Below are 19,751 nucleotides of genomic sequence, written 5' to 3'. Positions count from 1 at the left end.
TGTCGGCGCTGAGGGGCAGAATGAGGTTATGCCCGAACTGCCTGAACTGGTTGGCCTAAGCCATTTCCTGGATGCCGAGTTACACGACAGTGTGCTCGAATCCGTTCAGATCGCCTCGTTCACTGCCCTCAAAACCGCCTCGCCCACCGAACGTGAGCTATTGGGTAGAGCGCTGCAATCGGTCAGTAGGCAAGGAAAGTTCGTCGATCTGCGCTTCGGCCCCTCCGCCACCGACGACGTCGACTTACACTTCATCTTCCACCTAGCTAAAGCGGGCTGGCTTCGCTTTTCTAACAGCTCCGATTCGACCGACACGACCAAGCCGACAGCACTCAAACCTGGTGGCTACATCACCGCTCGGCTGGGTTTTGAAAACGCCCGTTTCGACCTCACCGAGGCTGGCACCAGAAAGAGCCTAGCTATTTATGTGGTGCGTGACCCGTTGGACGTCCCCGGCATAGCCAGTCTTGGGCCGGACCCGCTTTCCCCCGATTTCACTGTCGACACTTTGCGTCAGATTCTCTCTGCGAAGCGCGCCCAGATTAAGGGAGTGCTGCGTGACCAACGGCAGATCGCCGGAATCGGCAATGCCTATAGCGACGAGATTCTGCATCTGGCCAAGCTTTCCCCGTTCGCGCCGAGTAATTCCTTGACCGAAGCGCAACTGGAACTGCTCTTCACCTCCATTCACACCATTCTGAGTGAAGCAATCAGTTCGGCAACGGGGAAACCCGCGGCGGAGCTCAAAGATGCCAAACGGTCGGGCATGCGGGTGCATGCTCGAACCGGGCAGCCTTGCCCGGTCTGCGGCGACACTATTCGCGAGGTGGCCTATGCTGATCGCTCCCTCCAGTACTGCCCTAGCTGTCAGACCGGTGGGAAGCTGCTGGCCGATCGAAGAATGTCCCGACTGCTCAAATAACCGTCCGGACCAAGGTCGCCGTGCTAGCGGCGGCGGTTTCGTCTTGAGTCCAGGCCTACCGAGAGTTTACCGAGCTTACCGAGTTTGCTGAGTGGTCGAGCCAAGTTGTCGCCAAGCACCACACCGGCGGCGACCCCCATAATCACGACCAGGGCGTTGAATAAGCCAACCACGCCGTCCAAAGCCGAATCCGTGGCAATCGTCAGGGTGAACATCGCCCGGAAAATAGACAAACCGGTGAGCAGGAACAATATCGACGGCACCGCCAGCACTAGCTGCGGAGCTCCCATTCGGATTGCGAGCAACCTGGCCAGAACACCGACAATGGCTGCGGCAACTGCCGGCGCCAGTCGCGGTCCAACTCCGAAATGCCCGACCAGAATGAGCACCGAATAGCCGAGCACACCAATCACCGCAGTGGGCAGCAATAACCTCGGCGAGGTCTGTTCCACTACCCCAATCAAGATGGTTGCTAGCAGCACGAACAGCAGCGCCAAGTAGAGTGGCGGTGGCACCGATTGCGGCGCCTCGGTCACCGATTTCGAACTCACCAAAAGCAGGCCGCCGAGCGCGGAAGCCACCGCAATCCCAGACACAATCGCACCAAAGGTCAAGAACACCGATAAGAAACGTCCGGCTGCGGTGACCGGGAAACCGTTGATCGCGTCCTGCACGGCGGAGACCAGACGGCCCGAGGGCAGCAACAGCAAAATGCCACCGGTTACCACAGCACCAGGCTGAATCGGAATCTCGAAGCGGACAAAGGCCAGGGCTATCGCGGTCACCAGGAACGCTCCCATCGCGGTGACAAAGAAGTCCGGCACTCGCCAGCGCGCCAGGGTCCTGCTCAGCAGCCCAACCAGCAGTGTCGACGCCATCGACACCAGTGCACCGATCAGCCCCCCGCCAATCACCGCAACCACGAAAGCGGCAAATACGCCGCTGCCCAGGGTAACCATCCAGCGCGCATATGGTTTAGGTTTGCGCAGAATCTCGTTGAGCCGCTGTTGCGCCTCTTCCCGGCCGACTCCGCCGCCGACAATGTCGATCACCAGCTGATGGACTTCGGTCAGCCCGGCATAGTTATTCGTCCACGACCGCACCACCCGCAATAGCGTGATCGGCGTGGCATTCTTCGGGGCATGATTAATGCTGACCGATTGATTCGTGATGTCGACCTCAATATTGCGCAGGCCGAGCGCGGCCGTTACCGCGATCATGCTGGTCTCAACCTCGAGCGCCCCGGCGCCGAATCTGAACATGGTTTCGGCCAGCAGCAAAGTGAAATCGATTGTCTTCCGCACCGAGTTATCAACCCCACCGACCTGAATCATCGGATTGGCATAGGGGCTGCCAGCCAAACGGTCAACGATGCTCATCGGCGCGGTGGGCGGCATTTCACCTTGCACCAGTCGGCGCAGGCCACGTTTGGCGGCAAAATTCTCGCGCGACTGCTGCACGGTGGGAATCTGTTTCGACGACGGCCTCGGCTCGCCAGGCTGACGTTTGCCCGGCAGGCCAGCTTTCCTGGCGTCCTCTGCGTTCATCTCACCCCTCAATTCAGTCACGGGATAATTTTCAGCCCCACCCTCTGCGAGCGGTCTCTAGCTCGGCAAACCTCAATGAACCTCAGTAGAACTGCTGCCCAGTACGACGAGTATAGAGCTGACGAGCTATCCGTTCACCGGCCATATTCCAGCCACGATACTTCAACGGACTGAGCACCAGATCCCAGCAACCGACGAAATCAATAGCTGTTTTGGTAAAGGATGTCTTGAACAAGCCCAGGCCATAATGTGGATGCGTATTGTCCTTGATCCTGTCCACCGGCGGGGTGCCGCAGAAGTCATACTGCGCAACCGGGGTTTCCAACTCCTTGAGATCATTAATCGCCACCCACTGGACCAGGTGCGAATCACCATAACGCGAACGTTTAATCAGCGAGCCGCCGTCCTTGTATGTGCCCTTCCAGCCATAGTTGATCACAAAGGCTCCAACTGCCGCCTGGCCATCTTCATAAACAAAGTAGAAGCGACCTTGCGAACGGTCGATGAATCCCTGCCAGAACTTACGGTAGTACTCAAAATCTCGCATCTGAGTCTTGCCCTTTTCGGCGATGGTTCCAGCCATCAATCGATACATAGTGCGGAAGTTCTCCTCATTAGGAGTGACTTTTTCTACCTCAACCCCCTCGCGCTGAGCGCGCCGAATGGCATTGCGAGCGCGTGAGCTGAGGTTCCGCATCAGTTGCTGAGGTTCCGGTGTGGTGTCGAGGATTGCGGTGGAGTCGTTCGGCTGCAGATTTGGCGTCTTAATCAGTCCTGCGGAGCTCAGCAGATCGCGAGCCCGTTCGCTATCTGGCACATCGGGTTCGATCTTGATCGCAAAGACCCCCAGCTTCTGCGTGGCGACAAACTTTTTGACCGCTGCTAAGGCCGCCGGGATATCCTCCACAGCAGCGAGGTCCGGACCCTTGATCAGATACCAAAGCCGACCGAGCAAAGGGAAGGTCTTCTCCAGCACCAAGTTATAGCTGGCATACTCGGCGCATTCCAGCACCAAGAACCGAAGATCCCAGCCGTACTCGGATTTCACCTCCGCGAAGGCTTCGGACTGCAAGAGATTGCCCCCCTGCGGATTGGCGGTGACATGACTGTCCCATGTCTTGCGCTCTTCTGGGCTAGCGAACCTGGCGGTAAAAGCTGGCAACGACATCCTCGCTTCCTGGATCGATCAACCTGCTCAGTCTATCCGGCTCGGCATCGCCTGCTCCGTCCTCCTCAACGCACGGCAATCCGTCGGGTGAGCTAAGTCACACAATTTTTTCATGACACTTCAATGCTGACCTGCGACTTATTGGTGAACGCTTCCACTAATCAAGGAGAAATGATGAGCACACCGGCTAATAACCCTGCGAAGCCCACCAGCACGGACAGCAAAGCGGTCCAGGTGAAAAGCGATTCCGGCAACTCAAATTCGGGCAAGACCACCATTGAGGATGCTGTCGTCGCCAAAGTAGTTGGCATCGCCACCCGCGAAGTTCCCGGAGTTTACGCCCTCGGCGGTGGGGCAGCTCGCGCCATTGGCGCTATTCGAGATGTTGTCGGTAACACCGACCTCACTCAGGGCGTTTCGGTGGAAGTCGGCGAGAAGCAGGCGGCGGTAGACATCACCCTGGTGGTCGAATACCCCTCCCCACTCAAGGGCGTCGCCGATCAGGTTCGCTCGGCCGTTTACAACGCCGTCGAGAAATTGGTTGGCCTCGATGTGGTCGAGGTGAATATCACGGTCAGCGATATTCACATTCCTTCCGATGACAAGAACACCGAGACTCAAGAGTCCGCCAAGGCTATTGAAGGGAGCCGAGTCGAATGAGTGGAACTGTAACTGGAATCGCCATCGGCGCGGTACTCGCCGCAGCCGCCCTCGCCTTCGGTTTTTGGGGCTTCATCTTGATGCTGATCTTCATGCTCGTCGGTGCGGTCATCGGCCGTACCTTTGAAGGCAAACTCGATCTGCGCGGTGTGTTTGACGCACTGACCGGCAAACGGACCTCCTCATGAGTTCCGCCGCTGACACCCCGACAACCGCAACCTTGGCCGGTTTCACCCGGATCTCTCGGACCGCTCTGAACCGGGTGCTGGCGGCAATCACCGCAGAGGCCTTCAGCTTGAAAGCCTCACAAGTCAAAGCCGAAGCAAGTGATGATGCTGGCAAGCTGGCCATTGCGGTGAGCGTACCGGTCAAAGTCCCTTCGCTCAGCGATATTGCTCGCGATGAGGCTTTACTCAGGCAACGCGGCGGAGCACTACCCGAGCAGGCCCGGCAAGCAAGAACAGCACTGGCCCGAAGAGCCGAAGAACTCACCGGTTCAACCATCGGCCAGATCAATATTGATCTGGTGGACAGCATCCTAGACGGAAAGGTGGCACCACAATGAGCACTGCAGGCGCACCTACTCGGGTCGCTGCCCGAATGCTCCGTCGGGAAACTCACCGTTCCAGAGCGGTTAGTTCAGTGTTGGTCGCCAGCTTGGCGATCCTCACCCTTGGCTGGCTAGGCACCGAAACCGTGCTGCACTTGCTCAAGCAGCCCGCCCTGCTCGCCAGTCCGGCACAAATGGCAGCCTGGCTGCTGAATCTACCGAACAATACGCTACCGATCGGTCTGATACTGGCCGGAATTGGCATTGGATTAGTCGGCTTAGCGCTGCTTGTGATAGCGCTCGGGTCTGGTCGGAAGCCTAAGCGGGCGTTGTCAAGCGAGCGCAATGCGCTGGTGGTTGACGACGCGGTGATCGCCTCTGCCTTAGCACGCAGTGCCAGCCAGCTTGCCCGGGTGCAAACCGCTCAAGTGTTTGCGCAGGTGCAGAATGGTCGGGCCAAGGTAGAAGTGCGACCGACCTCGGGTATCTCGCTTGACGCCCAAAGCATCCAGCACGGGCTAGAGCAAGAAGTCCGCTCCTGGCAGCTAGCTGAGAATCTCAAATTAGTTGTCAGCATCAATCGGCAAGGAGCTGTTGGCGTATGAGTAACACGAACCGTGGACTCAACCGAGTCCTGCTATTCATCGTGTCAATAGTGCTATTGGCTGCTGGCGTCGCTACCGTGCTGGCTGGCAGCTGGTCCAAGGCGAAAGACAGCTGGCTCAACTGGGGTGGTCAAGCCAAAGAATTCACCTCCCAGCAACTCAGCACAACTCGGGTTCAGCTCGGCGATTGGGAAGTGAGCTGGCTTTGGCTTGGTCTGCTGGCAATGCTGCTGCTGGCAGTGATTCTGTTGATTTGCTGGATCGCTTCCCAGGGTGGCGGCAGGACTTCGCGATTGAGCCGCGAACGAGACCCGGAGGGCACCTTGACGCTGCACGACAACATCGCACAAAGTGCCATCAAAGCGGCCTTAGCCGAGGATCCACGCGTCTTGAGCACCACGGTCAGCGCCTGGCAACTGAAGAAACAATCAGGCCTGAAGGTTTCTATCCAGGCACGAAAAGGTTCATCCCCTCGTCAATTGGCGGATTCCGCGGAAAATCTGGTGATCGGCTTGGACCGGCTGTTGGGCCGAGAACTACCTATTTTGATCAGCATCCACTCCGGCGCGCGGAGCGGCTGGTCCCATCAACATCGGGTGCAATAAGCTCCCGTTCCCACAACACAACACAACAACAGGAGAAAATCATGGGTATCGAAGAAAAAGCCGAAAACAAGTTCCAAGACCTGGCTGGCAATGCCAAGGAGGCTGCCGGAGATCTCACCAATAACCCCGATTTGAAGGCCGAAGGCAAGGCAGATCAGGCTGAGGCCGGCGCGAAGGATGCGGTGGAAAACGTGAAAGATTTCGCCCAGGATGCGGTGGAGAACGTTAAGGACTTCGCCCAGGATGCCGGCGCGAATCTCAAAGCGGCGGGTGAAAAATTGCTTGAAGGTTTCAAGAAGAAGGACTAACGCTTCTTGAAAAGGTAAGGTATGCCGGGGCGGGTCTCCCAGTGGCTCGTTCCGGCGTACCTGCTTAAGCATCAGACGAGTCGAGCCGCGAAAGGTAGCACGTTGGATCAGCCAAAATCGAATAAGCTCAGCACGGCCAACGATGCTTTTCTGGTCGAGCGGGCTCTCAATGGCGACATCAGAGCCTTCGAAATCTTGGCTCGCCGCTACGCCTTATTGATGCGTTCCTACGCTGGCCGGCTGCTCTCCTCCCACAGCGAGGCAGAAGACGTCGTCCAAGAAGCGCTCGTTGTCGCCTGGAAGACCCTAGACAGCCTGCAAGAACCGGCTAAGGTAAAAAGCTGGCTAATGCGGATCGTCAGCCGCAAAAGTATCGATCTACTGCGCAAACGCAAGGATAGCTCCGGTATTGACGACTTAGAGATAGCGGCACCGGCAGCCGAGCGCCCGGAACGCCAAGCACTAGCCGCCTCGCAGCTAAGCGCGCTCTCAGCAGCTTTAAGTCAACTGCCAGAGACTCAACGAAGATGTTGGACACTCCGAGAAGTTGGCGAACACAGTTATCAGGAAATCGCCGATGAACTCGGCCTCAGCGTATCGACGGTACGTGGACAACTGGCAAGAGCTAGGGCGACACTGATGAAGGAAATGGAGGATTGGCGATGAGCGCAAGACCCGAAATGCTCAGTTGCGGCCACTCCCTTGACGAGCTCAGCGACTATTTGGCAGCTGACCGCCAGCCCGCCAATCCGTATATCGACACCTGCCCCGAATGCCAGTCAGCATTGCGTGCCCTGGAGCAGCTCAACTCGGTCACCCGAGAACTGATCGACTTTGAGTCTGAGCCGCACAGTGCTGAGGACGAGAACTGGCTCGGGTCAATTTTCAGCAATATCGCTTTGGAAGCTCAAGCCGGCCGAGATATCCCACTGCACAATCAAGGGGAGCTTCCCGCCGCCGATCCCGATGATGAACTCAGTCAAACAGAGGGTTCAGTAATCGCTCTGATTCGATCAGCTGGTGATGAACTCGAGGGCGCTATGATTGGCCGCTGCCGTCTAGAAGGGGAGGTTTCCAGCCCGGACGCCGAAATCACCGTTGAGGTACGTCTGAGTGCCGTGTGGGGTCCGCCATTACCAGCCTTGGCCGATGAGTTGCGAACTAAAATTCGTGAAACACTTGAGCGACACACACAGCTGAAAATCAGCGCAATCAATATTGCGATTGTCGATATTCAGCGGTCACAGACTCTGGGAGATGGTGATTAATGAGCGAGTCGAGCTCCGAACAACTTGTCGATGCGCTCAACTCGGTGGTACTAGCCACCGCAGGAGTCAATGAGCTGTTCCCGCCGCAAAACGTGGTGAGAACGGCTGCTGATCAACTTATCGCTTTCGTGAAAGGTGACGATTCGCCGCCGTTGCGCACCGTTCTGGTCGAATCGCATGGAGATGGCCTGAAAATCACTGCACGCATTGGTGTTCGCATTGAGCACCGCACCCCCGAGGTGGTTTGCCAAGTCGCCAGCGCGATTAGGGATTTCGTGCACACTCAGATCAATCCTGAGGTTCGTTGTGTCGCCTCAGTGCACGCAGTGAGCATTCAGTGAAACTCGAAATTGCGATTGCCTCAGCGGCGGGCGCTGTTGCCGCCTACCGAGGCGGCGCCGATCGCGTGGAGCTCTGCAGCGCCTTGGAGCTAGGCGGTGTCACGCCTTCGGCGGGGTTAATCGCCTCGGTGCTCGATGCCAGTGAGCTCCCAGTACAAGCGCTGATCCGTCCCCGCCCCGGCGACTTTTGCTACTCGCCGGAAGAACTAGCCACAGCAGTTCTAGAAAGTGTCGAATGCGCGAAGCAAGGGGTAGCTGGCGTGGTGATTGGTGTGCTGACACCGAGCGGGCACGTCGACCTCGCCGCGACCGAGCGCTTAATCGAAGCTGCACGCTCGGTAAATTCCGAAATCGAGATCGTCTTCCACCGCGCCATAGATCAAGCCGTCAACGCGGTTGACGCAGTAGGGTCACTAGCTGCTTTAGGCGTTGACCGCGTGCTCAGCTCCGGGCAAGCAGCGCGAGCTATTGAGGGCTTAGCAAGCCTGACCGCGATGGTGAAAGCTAACTCCGGAGTTCAAATCATGGCTGGCGGCGGGGTCCGCACAGCCGATATTCCCGCGTTGTTCAAGGAGGCCGGGGTTGCCGCCGTGCATCTTTCGGCCAAAGCTGCCGGGCCGGCAATTCCCGGTGCCACACTTGCCCTCGGCTCTGCAGACGGCTCCGACCCGAATGCTTACTTTGTCACTGACAAAGACCTGGTTTCGGCTGCGGCTGAACAGCTCAACAGCTGCCGTTCAACCGCAGCGAAATGGGCTTACTGAGGGCTATCGGGAGTTACTAGGAGTTGCTAGGAGTTACTGACGGTAACCTTCGACTTCATTGCTGGAGCGCAACTCCGCCTCATTGGGGTTGGCGCCGGCATCGATGCGCGCCCGGCGCTGCCTGAGTAAGTCCCAGAATCGATCCAACTGAACCTCGATCTCACGCAGCTCATTCGCCCGGCTTGCCGCTTCGCCGTCAGAGGGCGAGATGCTACGCAACTCCTGCTCCCGCTGCACCAGTTCGGAAATGTGGTGGTGAATCTCTTCGCTATTCATGTCACTCAGGCTACGCCAAGCATCGACCTACCGGTAATCAGACGAGCTGGCTGACACTCCGCGACCTGGAGGCTGAAGATTTACTTTAGAGCTGCCTCAAGTATCGTTCCGGCGCATTCAAAAAGGAACGCCAATTACTCACTAGGTCCAGTTCATCCCAATCACGAGGACGCCAGCCCCACTCCCCGAGTTCAAGAATCTGCGCACCGGGAAGAGAGGCGAGCACCGGCGAATGTGTCGACAGAATAACCTGTGATCCACCCTCGGCGAGCAAACCTTTCAAGGTCGCTAGGAGGCTGAGACAGCCAGTGAAGGAAAGCGCCGATTCAGGTTCGTCGAGCACCCACAAACCTGCGCCCTGAAACCGGTCGACGGTCAGCTGTAAGAAAGATTCCCCGTGCGACATATCGTGAAAAGGTAGATCGGAGCGAGTCGTACTGGGGTTCTGCTCTAAATAACTGAAGAAACCATGCATCGTCTCGGCCCTCAGAAAGTATCCCCGACGAGTGGCACCAGCGTTCCGAACCAGTTGCAGGTGATCTGACAGGGCGGACTCCGTCCGCCGGGTACTGTGCCTAGCGCCGGTCGAACCGCCTTCCGCTGAGAGGCCATAAGCCAAGGCAATCGCCTCGATCAGTGTCGATTTCCCTGAACCGTTCTCTCCAACCAGCACTGTCGCCGCAGTCAGCTCCAAGCCATGTTCAAGGAGCTGCGCAACCGGAGCTAGGGTAGCTGGCCACTGATTTCGACTCAGGGCATGTCGAGGGTCTTCGATCACTCGACGGATCGGGAACGAAGAAAACGCCATTTCGTCATTCTTGCAGAGGCCCCCGACAAACAACGAGGGGACTGTCGACTCTTGCCTATCAGGAATTTACCGAGGGTGGCTTAACTCCCCACTCTAAGCGGCCCGAACCTTCTTCAGCACCACGGCAACGCCAGGGGTGATCAGGAAGGTCTCGGTTAGCCCACCATGATCGATCTCGACAACGCCACCCAAGCCGCTGGCTGCATTGACCATCGCGCGATGCACCGTCTTCGCCTCGGCAAAACTAATATTGCCGACGGATTCGCCGTTGTAGAAGAGCACATAGTCACCGTCATCGGTTATCGCGGCCATGAGGTTTCCCCTTACTCATTGTCTGACCAGCCGCGGTGGGAAGGCTGGCTTAGAGCTAACTGTAGACGACTTGGGCCTCCGAGTGTGCAGATCAACATCTCAAATCGCCCTCAAAAGCTGCGTATCTGCACACTCGGCGATGCTAGGGGATTGGAGCCCCCTGCCGGATTCGAACCGGCGACCCCCTGTTTACAAGACAGGTGCTCTGGCCAACTGAGCTAAGGAGGCATCGGCGCAATCCAACAAAACAGAGCAGAACAAAACTGAACTCAGAATCAGAGCTGAAAGCGCCTGAACAAGTTTAGCTCAGATAGCTCAGGCACAAAAATGCCTGCCACGGCTTCCGCAGGGCGGCTAGCCGTGGCAGGCATTCGGAGTTCGAGCTGAGCTCGTTACTTCTTGGCCGCGATGATGCCCTCAACGAACTGTTTGAAGTCCGAGTAGTTGGTCTGCGGGTTACCGGGATAGACCTTGCCGTCAACGAAGATCGTCGGAGTTCCCTTCAGGCCGTGGGCGAGCGCCAACTGGTTGGTGTAGGCAACCTGCGGTCGGTAAGTACGGTTATCAACCGCAGAATCAATGTTCACGCCGAGGTCTTTGGCGTACTGCTTGAGCTGATCGTTGCTGAGACCGGTGCTGTTTTCCTGAGGCTGGTTCGCGAACAACTTACTAACGTATTCCTGGTACTTCTCCGGCGCAGTATTGGCAACTGCGGCGGCGGCAGCAGCTGCACGCGAAGAGTAATTCGTGCCGGAGGAGAGCTGATCCAGGATGGTGATCGGACGATACTCATACGTAATGGTGCCAGCATTAGCCATCTCAGTCAGCGCGGCCGCGTTCGTCTTCTCGAAGCTATTGCAGAACGGGCACATGAAGTCCAGGTAGATCACGACCTGAGCGGGTTTGCCCTTCGGCGTGGCCGCGATGCCAATGTTGGCGGTGTCGGTCATCGCCGACGGCGGCGCTGTCGGTTCGGCCGGAACCGTGCTCTTATCTACTTCGCCGGCAGGCTGCGCGGGTGGCACCAGTTTGCTGTCCTTGCCAATGACCGCGCCGCCGTAGCTGTTCATATTCGCGGCCACCGGACCCTTATCGGCAATCGGCGCGTTATTCTGCATGGTGGTGACCACGATCAAGGCGACCACGGCGATGATCGCGAGCGCTGCCACAATCACGCCACCGCGGATGAGCCAGCCATTCCGCTTCTGCTTTTTCACTGCTGCTTCCCGAATCAGTCGCGCCTGTTCTCGCGCTGCGGCCGTGCGTTCTGCCTTGGTCATTTTCGGTCGGTCCTGTGAACTCATCGTTCCCCATGTCTGTGCGCGGCTCACGCCGTGAATAGTCAACTTCACCATTTTAGAGGCAAATCGTCGAGTAATCCGCACTCAGCCGGTGATACCCGGAAAACCCACAGCACTCCCCCAGCCTGCTTCGACGTCTTCGTGAAGCCAACTTATCCTTGACCCAGCAACTTTGACTAAGCTGATGGCGGGACCACTACGCTAGGAGCCGGGCATGCCGTCTAACGGTAAAACCAAGAAAAATAGCAAGAAGTTCGATTTCATCGTGGTGTCAAACCGCTTGCCAGTAGACCGAATTGAAGGTTCCGGGGACACCGATAGGTGGCGACGCTCCCCTGGCGGACTCGTCACCGCCTTAGCCCCCGTAATGGGAAAGTCCGAAGGTGCCTGGGTCGGCTGGCATGGCGCACCCGACGAGGAACTCAAAGCCTTCACCCACGACGGAATGCGCCTGATCCCGGTGGCGCTCAGCGCCGAAGAAGTTGAGCTTTATTACGAGGGCTTCGCCAATGCCACCCTCTGGCCGCTCTATCACGACGTCATCGCCCCGCCGGAATTTCACCGCACCTGGTGGGAGTCGTATCGCACCGTCAATCAACGCTTCGCCGATTCAGTCGCCACCTCCGCCGCGCCGGGGGCGACCGTCTGGGTCCAGGACTATCAGCTTCAACTGGTGCCGAAATATCTCAGAGAGGCCAGACCGGACCTGCGGATCGGGTTCTTCAATCACATCCCGTTCCCGCCGTTGGAAATCTACGCCCAATTGCCGTGGCGAAGAACTATCTTAGAGGGCCTGCTCGGTGCCGATCTGATCGGTTTCCAGCGGCCCAACGATGCCAGCAACTTCCTGCGCTGTGTGCGCCGTTACGTCGATGTCACGGTGAAGCAGAACGAAATTCAGCTTGACGGCCGCAGTGCCCGGGCTGAGGCGTTCCCGATCTCCATTGACACCGGACAGATCTCGGCACTAGCCGCCACCCCGGAGGTCCAACAACGTGCCAAACAAATCCGGGCAGACCTTGGCAATCCGAAAACGGTTTTGCTCGGCGTCGACCGACTCGATTACACCAAAGGAATTAGGCACCGGCTCAAAGCTTTCGGCGAATTGCTTGAGGAGGGCAGGCTCAACGTCGGTGACGTGACGCTTATCCAGGTCGCTAGTCCCAGCCGTGAGCGGGTGGAAAGCTACCGCACCCTGCGCGAGGAGGTAGAAGGCACCGTCGGGCGGGTCAACGGCACCTTCGATACTATCGAGCACACTGCCATTCGCTATCTGCACCATAGCTACCCACTCAATGAGATGGTGGCTCTCTACTTGGCTGCTGACGTCATGCTGGTCACCGCGCTGCGCGACGGAATGAACTTGGTAGCCAAGGAATATGTGGCAACTAGAGCAAATAACGACGGCGCCCTGGTACTCAGCGAGTTCACCGGAGCCGCAGATCAACTCCGGCAAGCTCTGCTGGTCAACCCTCACGATATTGACGGCCTCAAGGACTGCATCATGGCTGCTATCACTATTAGCCCTGCTGAGTCGGCGAGGAGAATGCGGCTAATGCGCCGCCAAATTCTCGATCATGACGTGGAGCGTTGGTCTCAAGAGTTCCTCCAGCAATTGCGGAACCGCTGATGCTCAGCGCAGCGTTGCGGAGCGCCGTTGAAGAAATTGCAGGCACCGAACAACTATTGGTGGCGATGGATTTCGACGGCACCATGTCACCACTGGTTCCCCGAGCGGAGGACGCCCGGGCGCTCCCTGAGAACGCTGCGGCATTCGCTGCGCTCACCGAGCTTCCCCGCACCAGCACTGCGCTGATCTCCGGCAGAGCGCTGGCCAGCCTCCGAATGGCTGCTCAACCACCGCAGCGCACTCTGCTGGTCGGCAGCCACGGCGCAGAGCGCTGGTTTGGCCCAGCTGAACCAGCGCTTGAACTCAACGCCGAGCAAACAAAGCTATTGGCCGCCGTTAGCCAGATATTTGACCGGGTGGCTGGGCAATATCCAGGTGTCACAGTGGAGCACAAACCGGCCGGCGTCGTGCTGCACACCAGACAAGCAGACGAACGTAGTGCGGAGCGCGCGGTGGCTCTCGCAGAGCAGGCGCTGCAAACCTTGCCGCTCGCGCCCCACCGGGGCAAGCAGGTACTCGAAGCCTCGGTGCTTCAAGTCGATAAGGGCCAGGGTCTTGAATTGCTTCGTGAGCGGAGTTCCGCGACAGCTCTGCTTTTCGCTGGGGACGACACCACCGACGAGAACGGTTTTAGAGCCCTCCGAGCCGGCGACGTCGGGGTGAAAGTTGGTGAGGGCGATACCGCTGCGGAGTTTAGGATCGACTCGGTCGCACAAACCGCAGAGTTACTTCAACTGCTGCTGGCGCACCGACGTAACGTGCTGCGCTGAGCATCAGTACTCAAGGTTTGTGCTGAACCGATCACTGAAGTGTGATGCAGCTCACCTAAAAAGTGTGCGATAGTTGATTGCACAACTGAATATCAACCATTCACTACGGATCGTTCGGCACGTACCTGCCGATGAAGGGATAGATAACTGTGGCTACAGTTACTTTTGATAACGCAACTCGTTTGTACCCGGGCACTGAAAAGCCCGCTGTTGACAAGCTCAACATTGAAATCGCCGATGGCGAGTTCCTGGTTCTGGTCGGCCCCTCTGGCTGCGGTAAGTCCACCTCATTGCGGATGTTGGCAGGGCTTGAGGATGTCAACGCCGGCCGTATTCTGATCGGTGACCGCGATGTCACCGATATGCCGCCAAAGGATCGCGATATTGCGATGGTCTTCCAGAACTACGCGCTCTACCCGCATATGACGGTGGCGGATAATATGGGCTTCGCGCTCAAGATCGCTGGCGTCAGCAAGGAAGAGCGGGCGCAGCGCGTGCGCGAAGCGGCCAAGCTGCTCGACCTCGAACCCTACCTGGACCGCAAGCCGAAGGCTCTCTCCGGTGGTCAGCGTCAGCGCGTCGCGATGGGCCGGGCTATTGTCCGTAACCCGCAAGTGTTCCTGATGGATGAGCCGCTTTCCAACTTGGATGCCAAGCTGCGTGTGCAGACTCGCACCCAGATCGCCTCGTTGACTCGTCGGCTGGGTGTCACCACCGTCTACGTGACCCACGACCAGGTCGAAGCCATGACGATGGGCGATCGCGTTGCGGTGCTCAAGGATGGCATCCTGCAGCAGGTGGATACGCCTCGTAATCTCTACGATCGCCCGCAGAACGTCTTCGTGGCAGGCTTCATCGGCTCCCCAGCGATGAACCTGCTTGAACTACCCACCGTCGACGGCGGCGTGAAGTTCGGCGGCGTGGTTTACCCGGTGAAGCGCGAAGTTCTCGATGATGCCGCGGGCAACACGGTAACCCTTGGTGTTCGCCCTGAGGATCTGGAAACTGACCCGAGCGGCGAAGGCTTGCCGGTCGAGGTCGATGTGGTGGAGGAACTCGGCGCCGACGCCTATGTCTACGGCCACACCACGCTAGACGGTAAGGATCACGATATCGTCGCCCGCGTCGATGGCCGCCGCCCACCGATGAAGGGCGAGACCGTGCACGTGCGGCCGCAACAAGGCCACGTTCATCTCTTCGACAGCAGCTCAGGTCTGCGTCTGGGAGACTAACAGAGTCCTGGCTCCTGGTTCCTGTTCCGCGGAACAGGTCTCTCGTCAAGACTCCTTGGGACGCTCCCAATTTAGGAGAAGCTATTAACCACAATGGCTCCGGACTTCGCCTCGCTGAAGCGGCGATGAAGTCCGGAGCCATTGCCGTTCTCGGAAAGAAAAATCATGACTGACGCCCGATGGCGGGACGAACCCACCGACTTTGAGCAACTCGGCAAGCTGCCCAGAGAGTCCGCCCCGCCTGCCTCGGTGCTGGGTTCCCTCAATATCACCGCCGCTGCTAGCGATCCGGAGCTGCTCGACCTGCCCTGGCAACTGCCTCTGGAAGACTGGCCCAGCGAATACCTGGCGGCGCTGCCCCGCGGCATCTCTCGGCACGTGGTGCGCTTCGCCCACCTCGGTGGATCGGTGATCGCGGTGAAGGAAACCAGCGAACACGTGGCACGCCACGAATATCACATGCTGCGCAAGCTACAGCGTCTCGATGTGCCTTGTGTTGAACCGGTCGCCGTAATCACCGGGCGTACCACGACAGACGGAACTGCTCTCGATCCGGTCCTGGTCACCCGGCACCTGAAATTCTCCTTGCCCTACCGGGCGCTGTTCTCGCAGATGCTGCGCAAAGACACCCTGACCAGGCTTATCGACGCGCAGGCTTTGCTGTTGGTTCGGCTGCACCTGATTGGCTTCTATTGGGGCGATGTGTCGCTTTCCAATACTCTCTTTCGCCGCGATGCGGGTGCCTTCGCCGCTTATTTAGTCGACGCTGAAACCGGCGAGCTCTATCCAGACCTCTCCGGCGGGCAGCGGGAGTACGATCTGGAGATTGCGCGGGTCAATATCGCTGGTGAGCTGATGGACCTCCTGGAGGGAGGATTGATCGACGGCGAGGTGGACCCGGTAGCTACTAGCGAGCTGATTATGGATGCTTACCGTAGATTATGGGCTGAGTTGACCGAAAAGGAATCCTTTGAACTCGGCGAACGTTGGCGGGTAGGTGCCCGGATTCGACGCCTCAATGAACTGGGCTTCGACGTCGAAGAGTACGCTATCAAGACCAACCCCGAGGGCTCCACCATTCAGTTGCAACCGAAGGTCGTCGATGCCGGGCATCACCAAAGGCGGCTGCTCCGGCTCACCGGCCTCGACGCTCAAGAGAACCAGGCCCGACGGTTGCTCAACGATATGGACACCTACCGGGCAGATAATAATCCAGACCTGGATGAGGAAATCAGTGCTCATTCCTGGGTGCGCCATGTTTTCGAACCAATTGTGCGTTCTATCCCGCGCGAGCTCTCCGGAAAACTGGAACCCGCCGAAGTGGTTCATGAGGTCTTAGAGCACCGCTGGTACATCTCTGAGAAGCTAGACCGCAATGTGCCCCTCGCTGAGGCGGTGCAGTCCTATATTGACACCGTGCTCAGGCACCGACGGGATGAGGCAGCGCTGATCATCACCGCCGATACCGACACCATGAAATTGCTGGAAGGCGGAACACTCGACGGCGCTGAGGACGACTGAACAACTGATCGTTCGCTGATCAGACCCCAGTCCGCCGTTCGGCACGCCGGGCTTTAGCGATGCGCAGCTTTCGGACGATTAACCATGAAGATGGCAATCGCGCCGCCGGCCACCACTACTACTGCGGCGACGATGAGGAGCAGCATGCCGATATTCGGTCCTGGCAGGTTGGTCGAGGTCGAGGCCGGAGCCGGCGCACTCGTACTGGCCTGTTCAGGTGTTTGAGTTTCCGAGCTCGTGGCGCTACTCGACGTACTTGTTGAGGTGGTTGGACTTGGCGAGGCTGAACTACTGGTCTTTGTTGGAGTCGCCGTGGAGCTAGTGACGCTTGGGCTAGGCACCGCTGAGGTAGTCGTTGGCTGATCGCTGCCCTTGACCTCGGGACGAGGGGTGGCAATCTGGCTCGGCAAAGGTGGCGGCACGGGCTTACGCTGATTCACCGCTGGAGGCAGCTTGACCACGGGCGCCGTCGACTGGGTGCTGCTAGTGGGTGTTTTGCTGGGTAGCGCGCTGCCGCTCGAGGAAGGCGAGGCCGAGGGGGTCTTATGCTGGCCCTCACTGCTCGGTGTTGGTTGCGAGACAGGCCCTAGCGCGGCTTGCTCAGCCTGGGCGGCAACAGTCAAGCCCAATAGGGACACGCTGCTCATAACGGCAACGGCAGCGGCTCTGCGCGCGTAAAGTCTGACGGTTCCAAATCTCATTGAATTCTCATGATTTCCATGTGGTAAAAGTCACTGCCAACGAATATATCATCGTCAGCCCCGGAATATCAGGGTCGCTAAATAGCTTTGCCAGGGTTTAGCAGTTCTGCCGGGTCGAAGAGTCGCTTCAGTCGATGCTCGAGAGCAAGCACCTCGGGCGCTATTTCCTGCCCCAACCAGCGGAGCTTAAATTGCCCGACACCATGTTCCCCGGTGATTGTTCCGCCCATGGTGAGTGCCAGTTCAACCGACTCATCGAGCGCTTTGTTCAGTCTCTCGATACCTTCATCGCTCGCTTCCTCGATCCAGAACGTCGGATGCAGGTTACCGTCTCCGGCATGTGCCACCACGCGTACATTCACCCGATGCCGTTGAGCCAGCAGCTCAGTCTCCGCGATGTAGTCGACCAGCTTAGAACGTGGCACGGCGATGTCCTCACCGACCCGGGTGTCCAGGTCGGCATCCATGCCCCGCGAGTTACGTCGGAGCTCTAGCAGTCGATGAGCTTCCTCGGGATCCTCCAGATAGAGGGTGCCACCGAGTGGCGCTACCGCTGCGGCAATACCATCCGCTTCTGCATCGGCACCAAATCCGTCGGTTTGGATCAGTAGCAAAGCGCCACCGCGGGCGCGCAAGGTAGAGTTCATTCGCTGGTCGATGTCCACCAGTGAAGCACCATCCAGCAATTCCATAATGGCTGGCTGGATTCGGGCCTTACCCACCGCGAGCACCCCGGCCGCCGCAGTCCTAAAGTCCTGAAAGAAGATCGCCAGAGTACGGGAGTTAATCGGTAGGTATTTAAGCCGCACGGTGGCCCCCACCACGATTCCCAGTGTCCCCTCAGAGCCAATGAACAGCGCGGTGAGATCATAGCCGGCGACACCTTTGAAGGTGCGGTGGCCGGTATGAATCAGCGAACCGTCGGCAAGGACGACATCGAGGGCCAGCACCGAATCTCTCGTCACCCCATATTTGGCGCAGCGTAGCCCGCCGGCGTTCGTCGCAATATTGCCGCCCAAGGTGGAGTAGCGGTAACTAGCTGGATCGGGAGCGTACATTAGTCCGTAAGGGCGCACCGCCTCGTTCAGCTGGTGGTTGATAACCCCTGGCTCGACGATGGCGACCTCGTCTTCGGGATGGATCTCCAGGATCTGGTTCATCCGCTCCAGGTTGAGCACGATTGAGTTTTCCGTGGCATGGGCGCCACCGGAGACACCGGTTCCGGCGCCTCTGCTGATGACGGAGATACCGTGCTGTCCAGCGAGTCTCACCACCTTTTGCACCTGGCCAACCTCAACGGGCCAGACCACTGCTAGCGGAAGCTGTAGATCGAGCACCGGGCCCTGGTCTACAGCATAGTATTTTAGGTCTTCCGCGGCCGAGCTGACGGCTCCTTCCGGCAAAGCAGCAAATAATTCGGGCAAGAAAGGATGCTCAGCAGACATGAGTTCAATAGTAGTCATTGCGATGGCAGCGTTCACGCCGAGTGTGAAGATCTGCACGCTATTCAGGTCCCGTAGCCCGCAGATCCCTGCACTCGATGGTACTACTAGCCGAAGATCAAGTATCGACCGGGTTTGTCGGGCTCCCTGAGTTCAAACTTCACCTCGAGATCTGTGCCTTCAATCAGCTCCACCTGCTGGGTGAACAGCTCACTAGTTACGTAAACAGTCCGGTCGAAACCCCAGTGCAGACCGAACCAGTTGCGGAGCGCACTAAGCAGCTCTCTATCCAGCTGTCTTTGGACGGCAGTAGTTCGGACCCAGAAATAGACCACAGCCTGAACGGCTTGCCAAGCGTCGTGGCTCACCGGGGTCACTGTCGATTTTGCGAGGAAAGCCGCGTCAGTCGGGAAAACATAGACACAACCCAGACAGTTGGTAGCACTAGGATCGAGCACCGTGTAGGTGAAAGCTTGACGATCGTCATGTCGCGTTTGTAGCCCGAGCAAGTCCTGGCGGTTGTCCTCGACAGCGAAACCCTCGTCTGGCCAGGAGGTTTGCTCCCAGCTTCGCAGTTGCTCGCGAGTTTCAATGACGGCCTGATAGTCCAACTCGGCATCATCTGCACGAATTGGTCGGAGCGAGAAGTGCCCTGTGGTCAACTCAGCAGGCAGAGGATTGGGTAATTCAAGAAACGCCATGACATCTTCTCGGCTTGCGCCTGGCCGTGTGGTGGTGTGGTTGTTTTGGGTGTTAAAGTGTGTTGCCCCCAGGTTTGGCGTCGTTGCCTTTGTTCTGGGGGCTTCACGTAAGGGTTGTCCGGCGGTGTCCTACTCTCCCACACCCTTCCGAGTGCAGTACCATGGGCGCTGTGGGGCTTAGCTTCCGGGTTCGGTATGGGTCCGGGCGTTTCTCCCACGCTATGGCCGCCGTAACTCTTTTTCCGCCACATCACCTGGGGTTTTCCAGGGTGTGGGGAAGTCTTTGTGTTACGTGTGTTGCGTGTATGTAGTTATATGG

24 protein-coding genes, 1 tRNA gene and 1 rRNA gene are annotated in these 19,751 nt (G+C 58.2%); 15 read left to right on the top strand and 11 right to left on the bottom strand.

Annotated elements, in window-relative coordinates:
• Positions 1 to 28 precede the first annotated feature (28 nt).
• On the top strand, positions 29 to 922 hold the full coding sequence (locus UM93_RS16215; protein WP_045076511.1) for an Fpg/Nei family DNA glycosylase: 894 nt from the start codon (positions 29 to 31) through the stop codon (positions 920 to 922).
• 23 nt (positions 923 to 945) lie between these two features.
• Here the strand turns inward: UM93_RS16215 and UM93_RS16210 are convergent, their stop codons facing one another.
• Complete coding sequence (locus UM93_RS16210) at positions 946 to 2,469, bottom strand: threonine/serine exporter family protein (RefSeq protein ID WP_045076510.1); 1,524 nt, start codon at positions 2,467 to 2,469, stop codon at positions 946 to 948.
• Between the two features lie 82 nt (positions 2,470 to 2,551).
• Positions 2,552 to 3,637 carry a lipid II:glycine glycyltransferase FemX gene (locus tag UM93_RS16205; protein WP_045076509.1) on the bottom strand — a complete coding sequence of 362 codons (1,086 nt, stop codon included), beginning with the start codon at positions 3,635 to 3,637 and terminating at the stop codon, positions 2,552 to 2,554.
• A 174-nt stretch (positions 3,638 to 3,811) separates the two neighbouring features.
• On the opposite strand from UM93_RS16205, the gene UM93_RS16200 reads away from it, so the two are divergent.
• The 10 genes from UM93_RS16200 (at position 3,812) to UM93_RS16155 (ending at position 8,738) form a co-directional block, all read left to right on the top strand.
• Positions 3,812 to 4,297, top strand: a complete 486-nt coding sequence (locus UM93_RS16200; RefSeq protein ID WP_045077663.1) for an Asp23/Gls24 family envelope stress response protein — start codon at positions 3,812 to 3,814, stop codon at positions 4,295 to 4,297.
• Positions 4,294 to 4,485, top strand: coding sequence for a DUF2273 domain-containing protein (locus UM93_RS16195; RefSeq protein WP_045076508.1), 192 nt, complete (start codon positions 4,294 to 4,296; stop codon positions 4,483 to 4,485). The genes UM93_RS16200 and UM93_RS16195 overlap by 4 nt, the downstream gene beginning before the upstream one ends.
• Positions 4,482 to 4,862: a hypothetical protein gene (locus tag UM93_RS16190; protein WP_045076507.1), complete on the top strand. Its 381-nt coding sequence runs from the start codon at positions 4,482 to 4,484 to the stop codon at positions 4,860 to 4,862. Before UM93_RS16195 ends, UM93_RS16190 begins: the two co-directional genes overlap by 4 nt.
• The gene (locus UM93_RS16185) at positions 4,859 to 5,452 is read left to right on the top strand and encodes a hypothetical protein (protein WP_045076506.1); all 594 of its coding nucleotides are present in this window, start codon (positions 4,859 to 4,861) and stop codon (positions 5,450 to 5,452) included. The genes UM93_RS16190 and UM93_RS16185 overlap by 4 nt, the downstream gene beginning before the upstream one ends.
• The gene (locus UM93_RS16180; RefSeq protein ID WP_045076505.1) at positions 5,449 to 6,057 is read left to right on the top strand and encodes a hypothetical protein; all 609 of its coding nucleotides are present in this window, start codon (positions 5,449 to 5,451) and stop codon (positions 6,055 to 6,057) included. The genes UM93_RS16185 and UM93_RS16180 overlap by 4 nt, the downstream gene beginning before the upstream one ends.
• A 41-nt stretch (positions 6,058 to 6,098) precedes the next feature.
• Entirely contained in the window at positions 6,099 to 6,365 is a 267-nt protein-coding gene (locus tag UM93_RS16175; protein WP_045076504.1) for a CsbD family protein, read from the top strand.
• Between the two features lie 102 nt (positions 6,366 to 6,467).
• Complete coding sequence (locus UM93_RS16170; RefSeq protein ID WP_045077662.1) at positions 6,468 to 7,031, top strand: RNA polymerase sigma factor; 564 nt, start codon at positions 6,468 to 6,470, stop codon at positions 7,029 to 7,031.
• Complete coding sequence (locus UM93_RS16165) at positions 7,028 to 7,633, top strand: Asp23/Gls24 family envelope stress response protein (protein ID WP_045076503.1); 606 nt, start codon at positions 7,028 to 7,030, stop codon at positions 7,631 to 7,633. Before UM93_RS16170 ends, UM93_RS16165 begins: the two co-directional genes overlap by 4 nt.
• Positions 7,633 to 7,974, top strand: a complete 342-nt coding sequence (locus UM93_RS16160; protein WP_045076502.1) for a hypothetical protein — start codon at positions 7,633 to 7,635, stop codon at positions 7,972 to 7,974. Before UM93_RS16165 ends, UM93_RS16160 begins: the two co-directional genes overlap by 1 nt.
• Positions 7,971 to 8,738, top strand: coding sequence for a copper homeostasis protein CutC (locus UM93_RS16155; protein WP_045076501.1), 768 nt, complete (start codon positions 7,971 to 7,973; stop codon positions 8,736 to 8,738). Before UM93_RS16160 ends, UM93_RS16155 begins: the two co-directional genes overlap by 4 nt.
• Positions 8,739 to 8,771: 33 nt before the next feature.
• Here UM93_RS16155 and UM93_RS16150 read toward each other — a convergent pair whose 3' ends face one another.
• The 5 genes from UM93_RS16150 to UM93_RS16130 form a co-directional block, all read right to left on the bottom strand.
• A complete protein-coding gene (locus UM93_RS16150) occupies positions 8,772 to 9,014 on the bottom strand; it encodes a DUF2630 family protein (RefSeq protein WP_045076500.1) in 243 nt (80 codons plus the stop codon).
• Positions 9,015 to 9,099: 85 nt separating this feature from the next.
• Positions 9,100 to 9,822 carry an AAA family ATPase gene (locus tag UM93_RS16145; RefSeq protein WP_045076499.1) on the bottom strand — a complete coding sequence of 241 codons (723 nt, stop codon included), beginning with the start codon at positions 9,820 to 9,822 and terminating at the stop codon, positions 9,100 to 9,102.
• Between the two features lie 93 nt (positions 9,823 to 9,915).
• A complete protein-coding gene (locus UM93_RS16140) occupies positions 9,916 to 10,134 on the bottom strand; it encodes a hypothetical protein (RefSeq protein WP_045076498.1) in 219 nt (72 codons plus the stop codon).
• Positions 10,135 to 10,285: 151 nt separating this feature from the next.
• Positions 10,286 to 10,362: transfer RNA gene (locus UM93_RS16135), tRNA-Thr, on the bottom strand.
• Between the two features lie 164 nt (positions 10,363 to 10,526).
• Positions 10,527 to 11,438, bottom strand: a complete 912-nt coding sequence (locus tag UM93_RS16130) for a DsbA family protein (RefSeq protein WP_045076497.1) — start codon at positions 11,436 to 11,438, stop codon at positions 10,527 to 10,529.
• Between the two features lie 211 nt (positions 11,439 to 11,649).
• Here UM93_RS16130 and otsA point away from each other — a divergent pair, with 211 nt between their 5' ends.
• From otsA to UM93_RS16110, 4 genes are all read left to right on the top strand, one after another.
• Complete coding sequence (otsA, locus tag UM93_RS16125; protein ID WP_045076496.1) at positions 11,650 to 13,065, top strand: alpha,alpha-trehalose-phosphate synthase (UDP-forming); 1,416 nt, start codon at positions 11,650 to 11,652, stop codon at positions 13,063 to 13,065.
• Positions 13,065 to 13,835: a trehalose-phosphatase gene (gene otsB, locus UM93_RS16120; protein ID WP_045076495.1), complete on the top strand. Its 771-nt coding sequence runs from the start codon at positions 13,065 to 13,067 to the stop codon at positions 13,833 to 13,835. Before otsA ends, otsB begins: the two co-directional genes overlap by 1 nt.
• A 149-nt stretch (positions 13,836 to 13,984) precedes the next feature.
• A complete protein-coding gene (locus tag UM93_RS16115) occupies positions 13,985 to 15,067 on the top strand; it encodes an ABC transporter ATP-binding protein (RefSeq protein WP_045076494.1) in 1,083 nt (360 codons plus the stop codon).
• A gap of 165 nt (positions 15,068 to 15,232) precedes the next feature.
• Positions 15,233 to 16,588 (top strand): DUF4032 domain-containing protein, encoded by a 1,356-nt coding sequence (locus UM93_RS16110; RefSeq protein WP_045076493.1) that lies wholly within the window; start codon positions 15,233 to 15,235, stop codon positions 16,586 to 16,588.
• A gap of 53 nt (positions 16,589 to 16,641) precedes the next feature.
• Here UM93_RS16110 and UM93_RS17775 read toward each other — a convergent pair whose 3' ends face one another.
• The 4 genes from UM93_RS17775 to rrf form a co-directional block, all read right to left on the bottom strand.
• Entirely contained in the window at positions 16,642 to 17,289 is a 648-nt protein-coding gene (locus UM93_RS17775) for a hypothetical protein (RefSeq protein WP_157874184.1), read from the bottom strand.
• A gap of 77 nt (positions 17,290 to 17,366) precedes the next feature.
• On the bottom strand, positions 17,367 to 18,734 hold the full coding sequence (locus UM93_RS16100; RefSeq protein WP_052664001.1) for an FAD-binding oxidoreductase: 1,368 nt from the start codon (positions 18,732 to 18,734) through the stop codon (positions 17,367 to 17,369).
• A gap of 104 nt (positions 18,735 to 18,838) precedes the next feature.
• Positions 18,839 to 19,432, bottom strand: coding sequence for a hypothetical protein (locus tag UM93_RS16095; RefSeq protein WP_045076491.1), 594 nt, complete (start codon positions 19,430 to 19,432; stop codon positions 18,839 to 18,841).
• 116 nt (positions 19,433 to 19,548) lie between these two features.
• Positions 19,549 to 19,665: ribosomal RNA gene (rrf, locus tag UM93_RS16090) — 5S ribosomal RNA — on the bottom strand.
• Positions 19,666 to 19,751: the final 86 nt, after the last annotated feature.

It is taken from the genome of Psychromicrobium lacuslunae, assembly GCF_000950575.1.
GTDB classification, from domain to species: domain Bacteria; phylum Actinomycetota; class Actinomycetes; order Actinomycetales; family Micrococcaceae; genus Renibacterium; species Renibacterium lacuslunae.
This window is presented reverse-complemented; position numbering and strand designations above follow the sequence as displayed.

Coding starts and splice junctions, on each gene's coding strand:
- UM93_RS17775 (WP_157874184.1), bottom strand. CDS start 17,289: ATGAGATTTGGAACCGTCAGACTTTACGCGCGCAGAGCCGCTGCCGTT.
- UM93_RS16095 (WP_045076491.1), bottom strand. CDS start 19,432: ATGGCGTTTCTTGAATTACCCAATCCTCTGCCTGCTGAGTTGACCACA.
- UM93_RS16175 (WP_045076504.1), top strand. CDS start 6,099: ATGGGTATCGAAGAAAAAGCCGAAAACAAGTTCCAAGACCTGGCTGGC.
- UM93_RS16210 (WP_045076510.1), bottom strand. CDS start 2,469: ATGAACGCAGAGGACGCCAGGAAAGCTGGCCTGCCGGGCAAACGTCAG.
- UM93_RS16145 (WP_045076499.1), bottom strand. CDS start 9,822: ATGGCGTTTTCTTCGTTCCCGATCCGTCGAGTGATCGAAGACCCTCGA.
- UM93_RS16110 (WP_045076493.1), top strand. CDS start 15,233: ATGACTGACGCCCGATGGCGGGACGAACCCACCGACTTTGAGCAACTC.
- UM93_RS16140 (WP_045076498.1), bottom strand. CDS start 10,134: ATGGCCGCGATAACCGATGACGGTGACTATGTGCTCTTCTACAACGGC.
- UM93_RS16200 (WP_045077663.1), top strand. CDS start 3,812: ATGAGCACACCGGCTAATAACCCTGCGAAGCCCACCAGCACGGACAGC.
- UM93_RS16165 (WP_045076503.1), top strand. CDS start 7,028: ATGAGCGCAAGACCCGAAATGCTCAGTTGCGGCCACTCCCTTGACGAG.
- UM93_RS16180 (WP_045076505.1), top strand. CDS start 5,449: ATGAGTAACACGAACCGTGGACTCAACCGAGTCCTGCTATTCATCGTG.
- otsA (WP_045076496.1), top strand. CDS start 11,650: ATGCCGTCTAACGGTAAAACCAAGAAAAATAGCAAGAAGTTCGATTTC.
- UM93_RS16190 (WP_045076507.1), top strand. CDS start 4,482: ATGAGTTCCGCCGCTGACACCCCGACAACCGCAACCTTGGCCGGTTTC.
- UM93_RS16195 (WP_045076508.1), top strand. CDS start 4,294: ATGAGTGGAACTGTAACTGGAATCGCCATCGGCGCGGTACTCGCCGCA.
- UM93_RS16160 (WP_045076502.1), top strand. CDS start 7,633: ATGAGCGAGTCGAGCTCCGAACAACTTGTCGATGCGCTCAACTCGGTG.
- UM93_RS16185 (WP_045076506.1), top strand. CDS start 4,859: ATGAGCACTGCAGGCGCACCTACTCGGGTCGCTGCCCGAATGCTCCGT.
- UM93_RS16205 (WP_045076509.1), bottom strand. CDS start 3,637: ATGTCGTTGCCAGCTTTTACCGCCAGGTTCGCTAGCCCAGAAGAGCGC.
- UM93_RS16150 (WP_045076500.1), bottom strand. CDS start 9,014: ATGAATAGCGAAGAGATTCACCACCACATTTCCGAACTGGTGCAGCGG.
- UM93_RS16130 (WP_045076497.1), bottom strand. CDS start 11,438: ATGAGTTCACAGGACCGACCGAAAATGACCAAGGCAGAACGCACGGCC.
- UM93_RS16215 (WP_045076511.1), top strand. CDS start 29: ATGCCCGAACTGCCTGAACTGGTTGGCCTAAGCCATTTCCTGGATGCC.
- UM93_RS16100 (WP_052664001.1), bottom strand. CDS start 18,734: ATGTCTGCTGAGCATCCTTTCTTGCCCGAATTATTTGCTGCTTTGCCG.
- otsB (WP_045076495.1), top strand. CDS start 13,065: ATGCTCAGCGCAGCGTTGCGGAGCGCCGTTGAAGAAATTGCAGGCACC.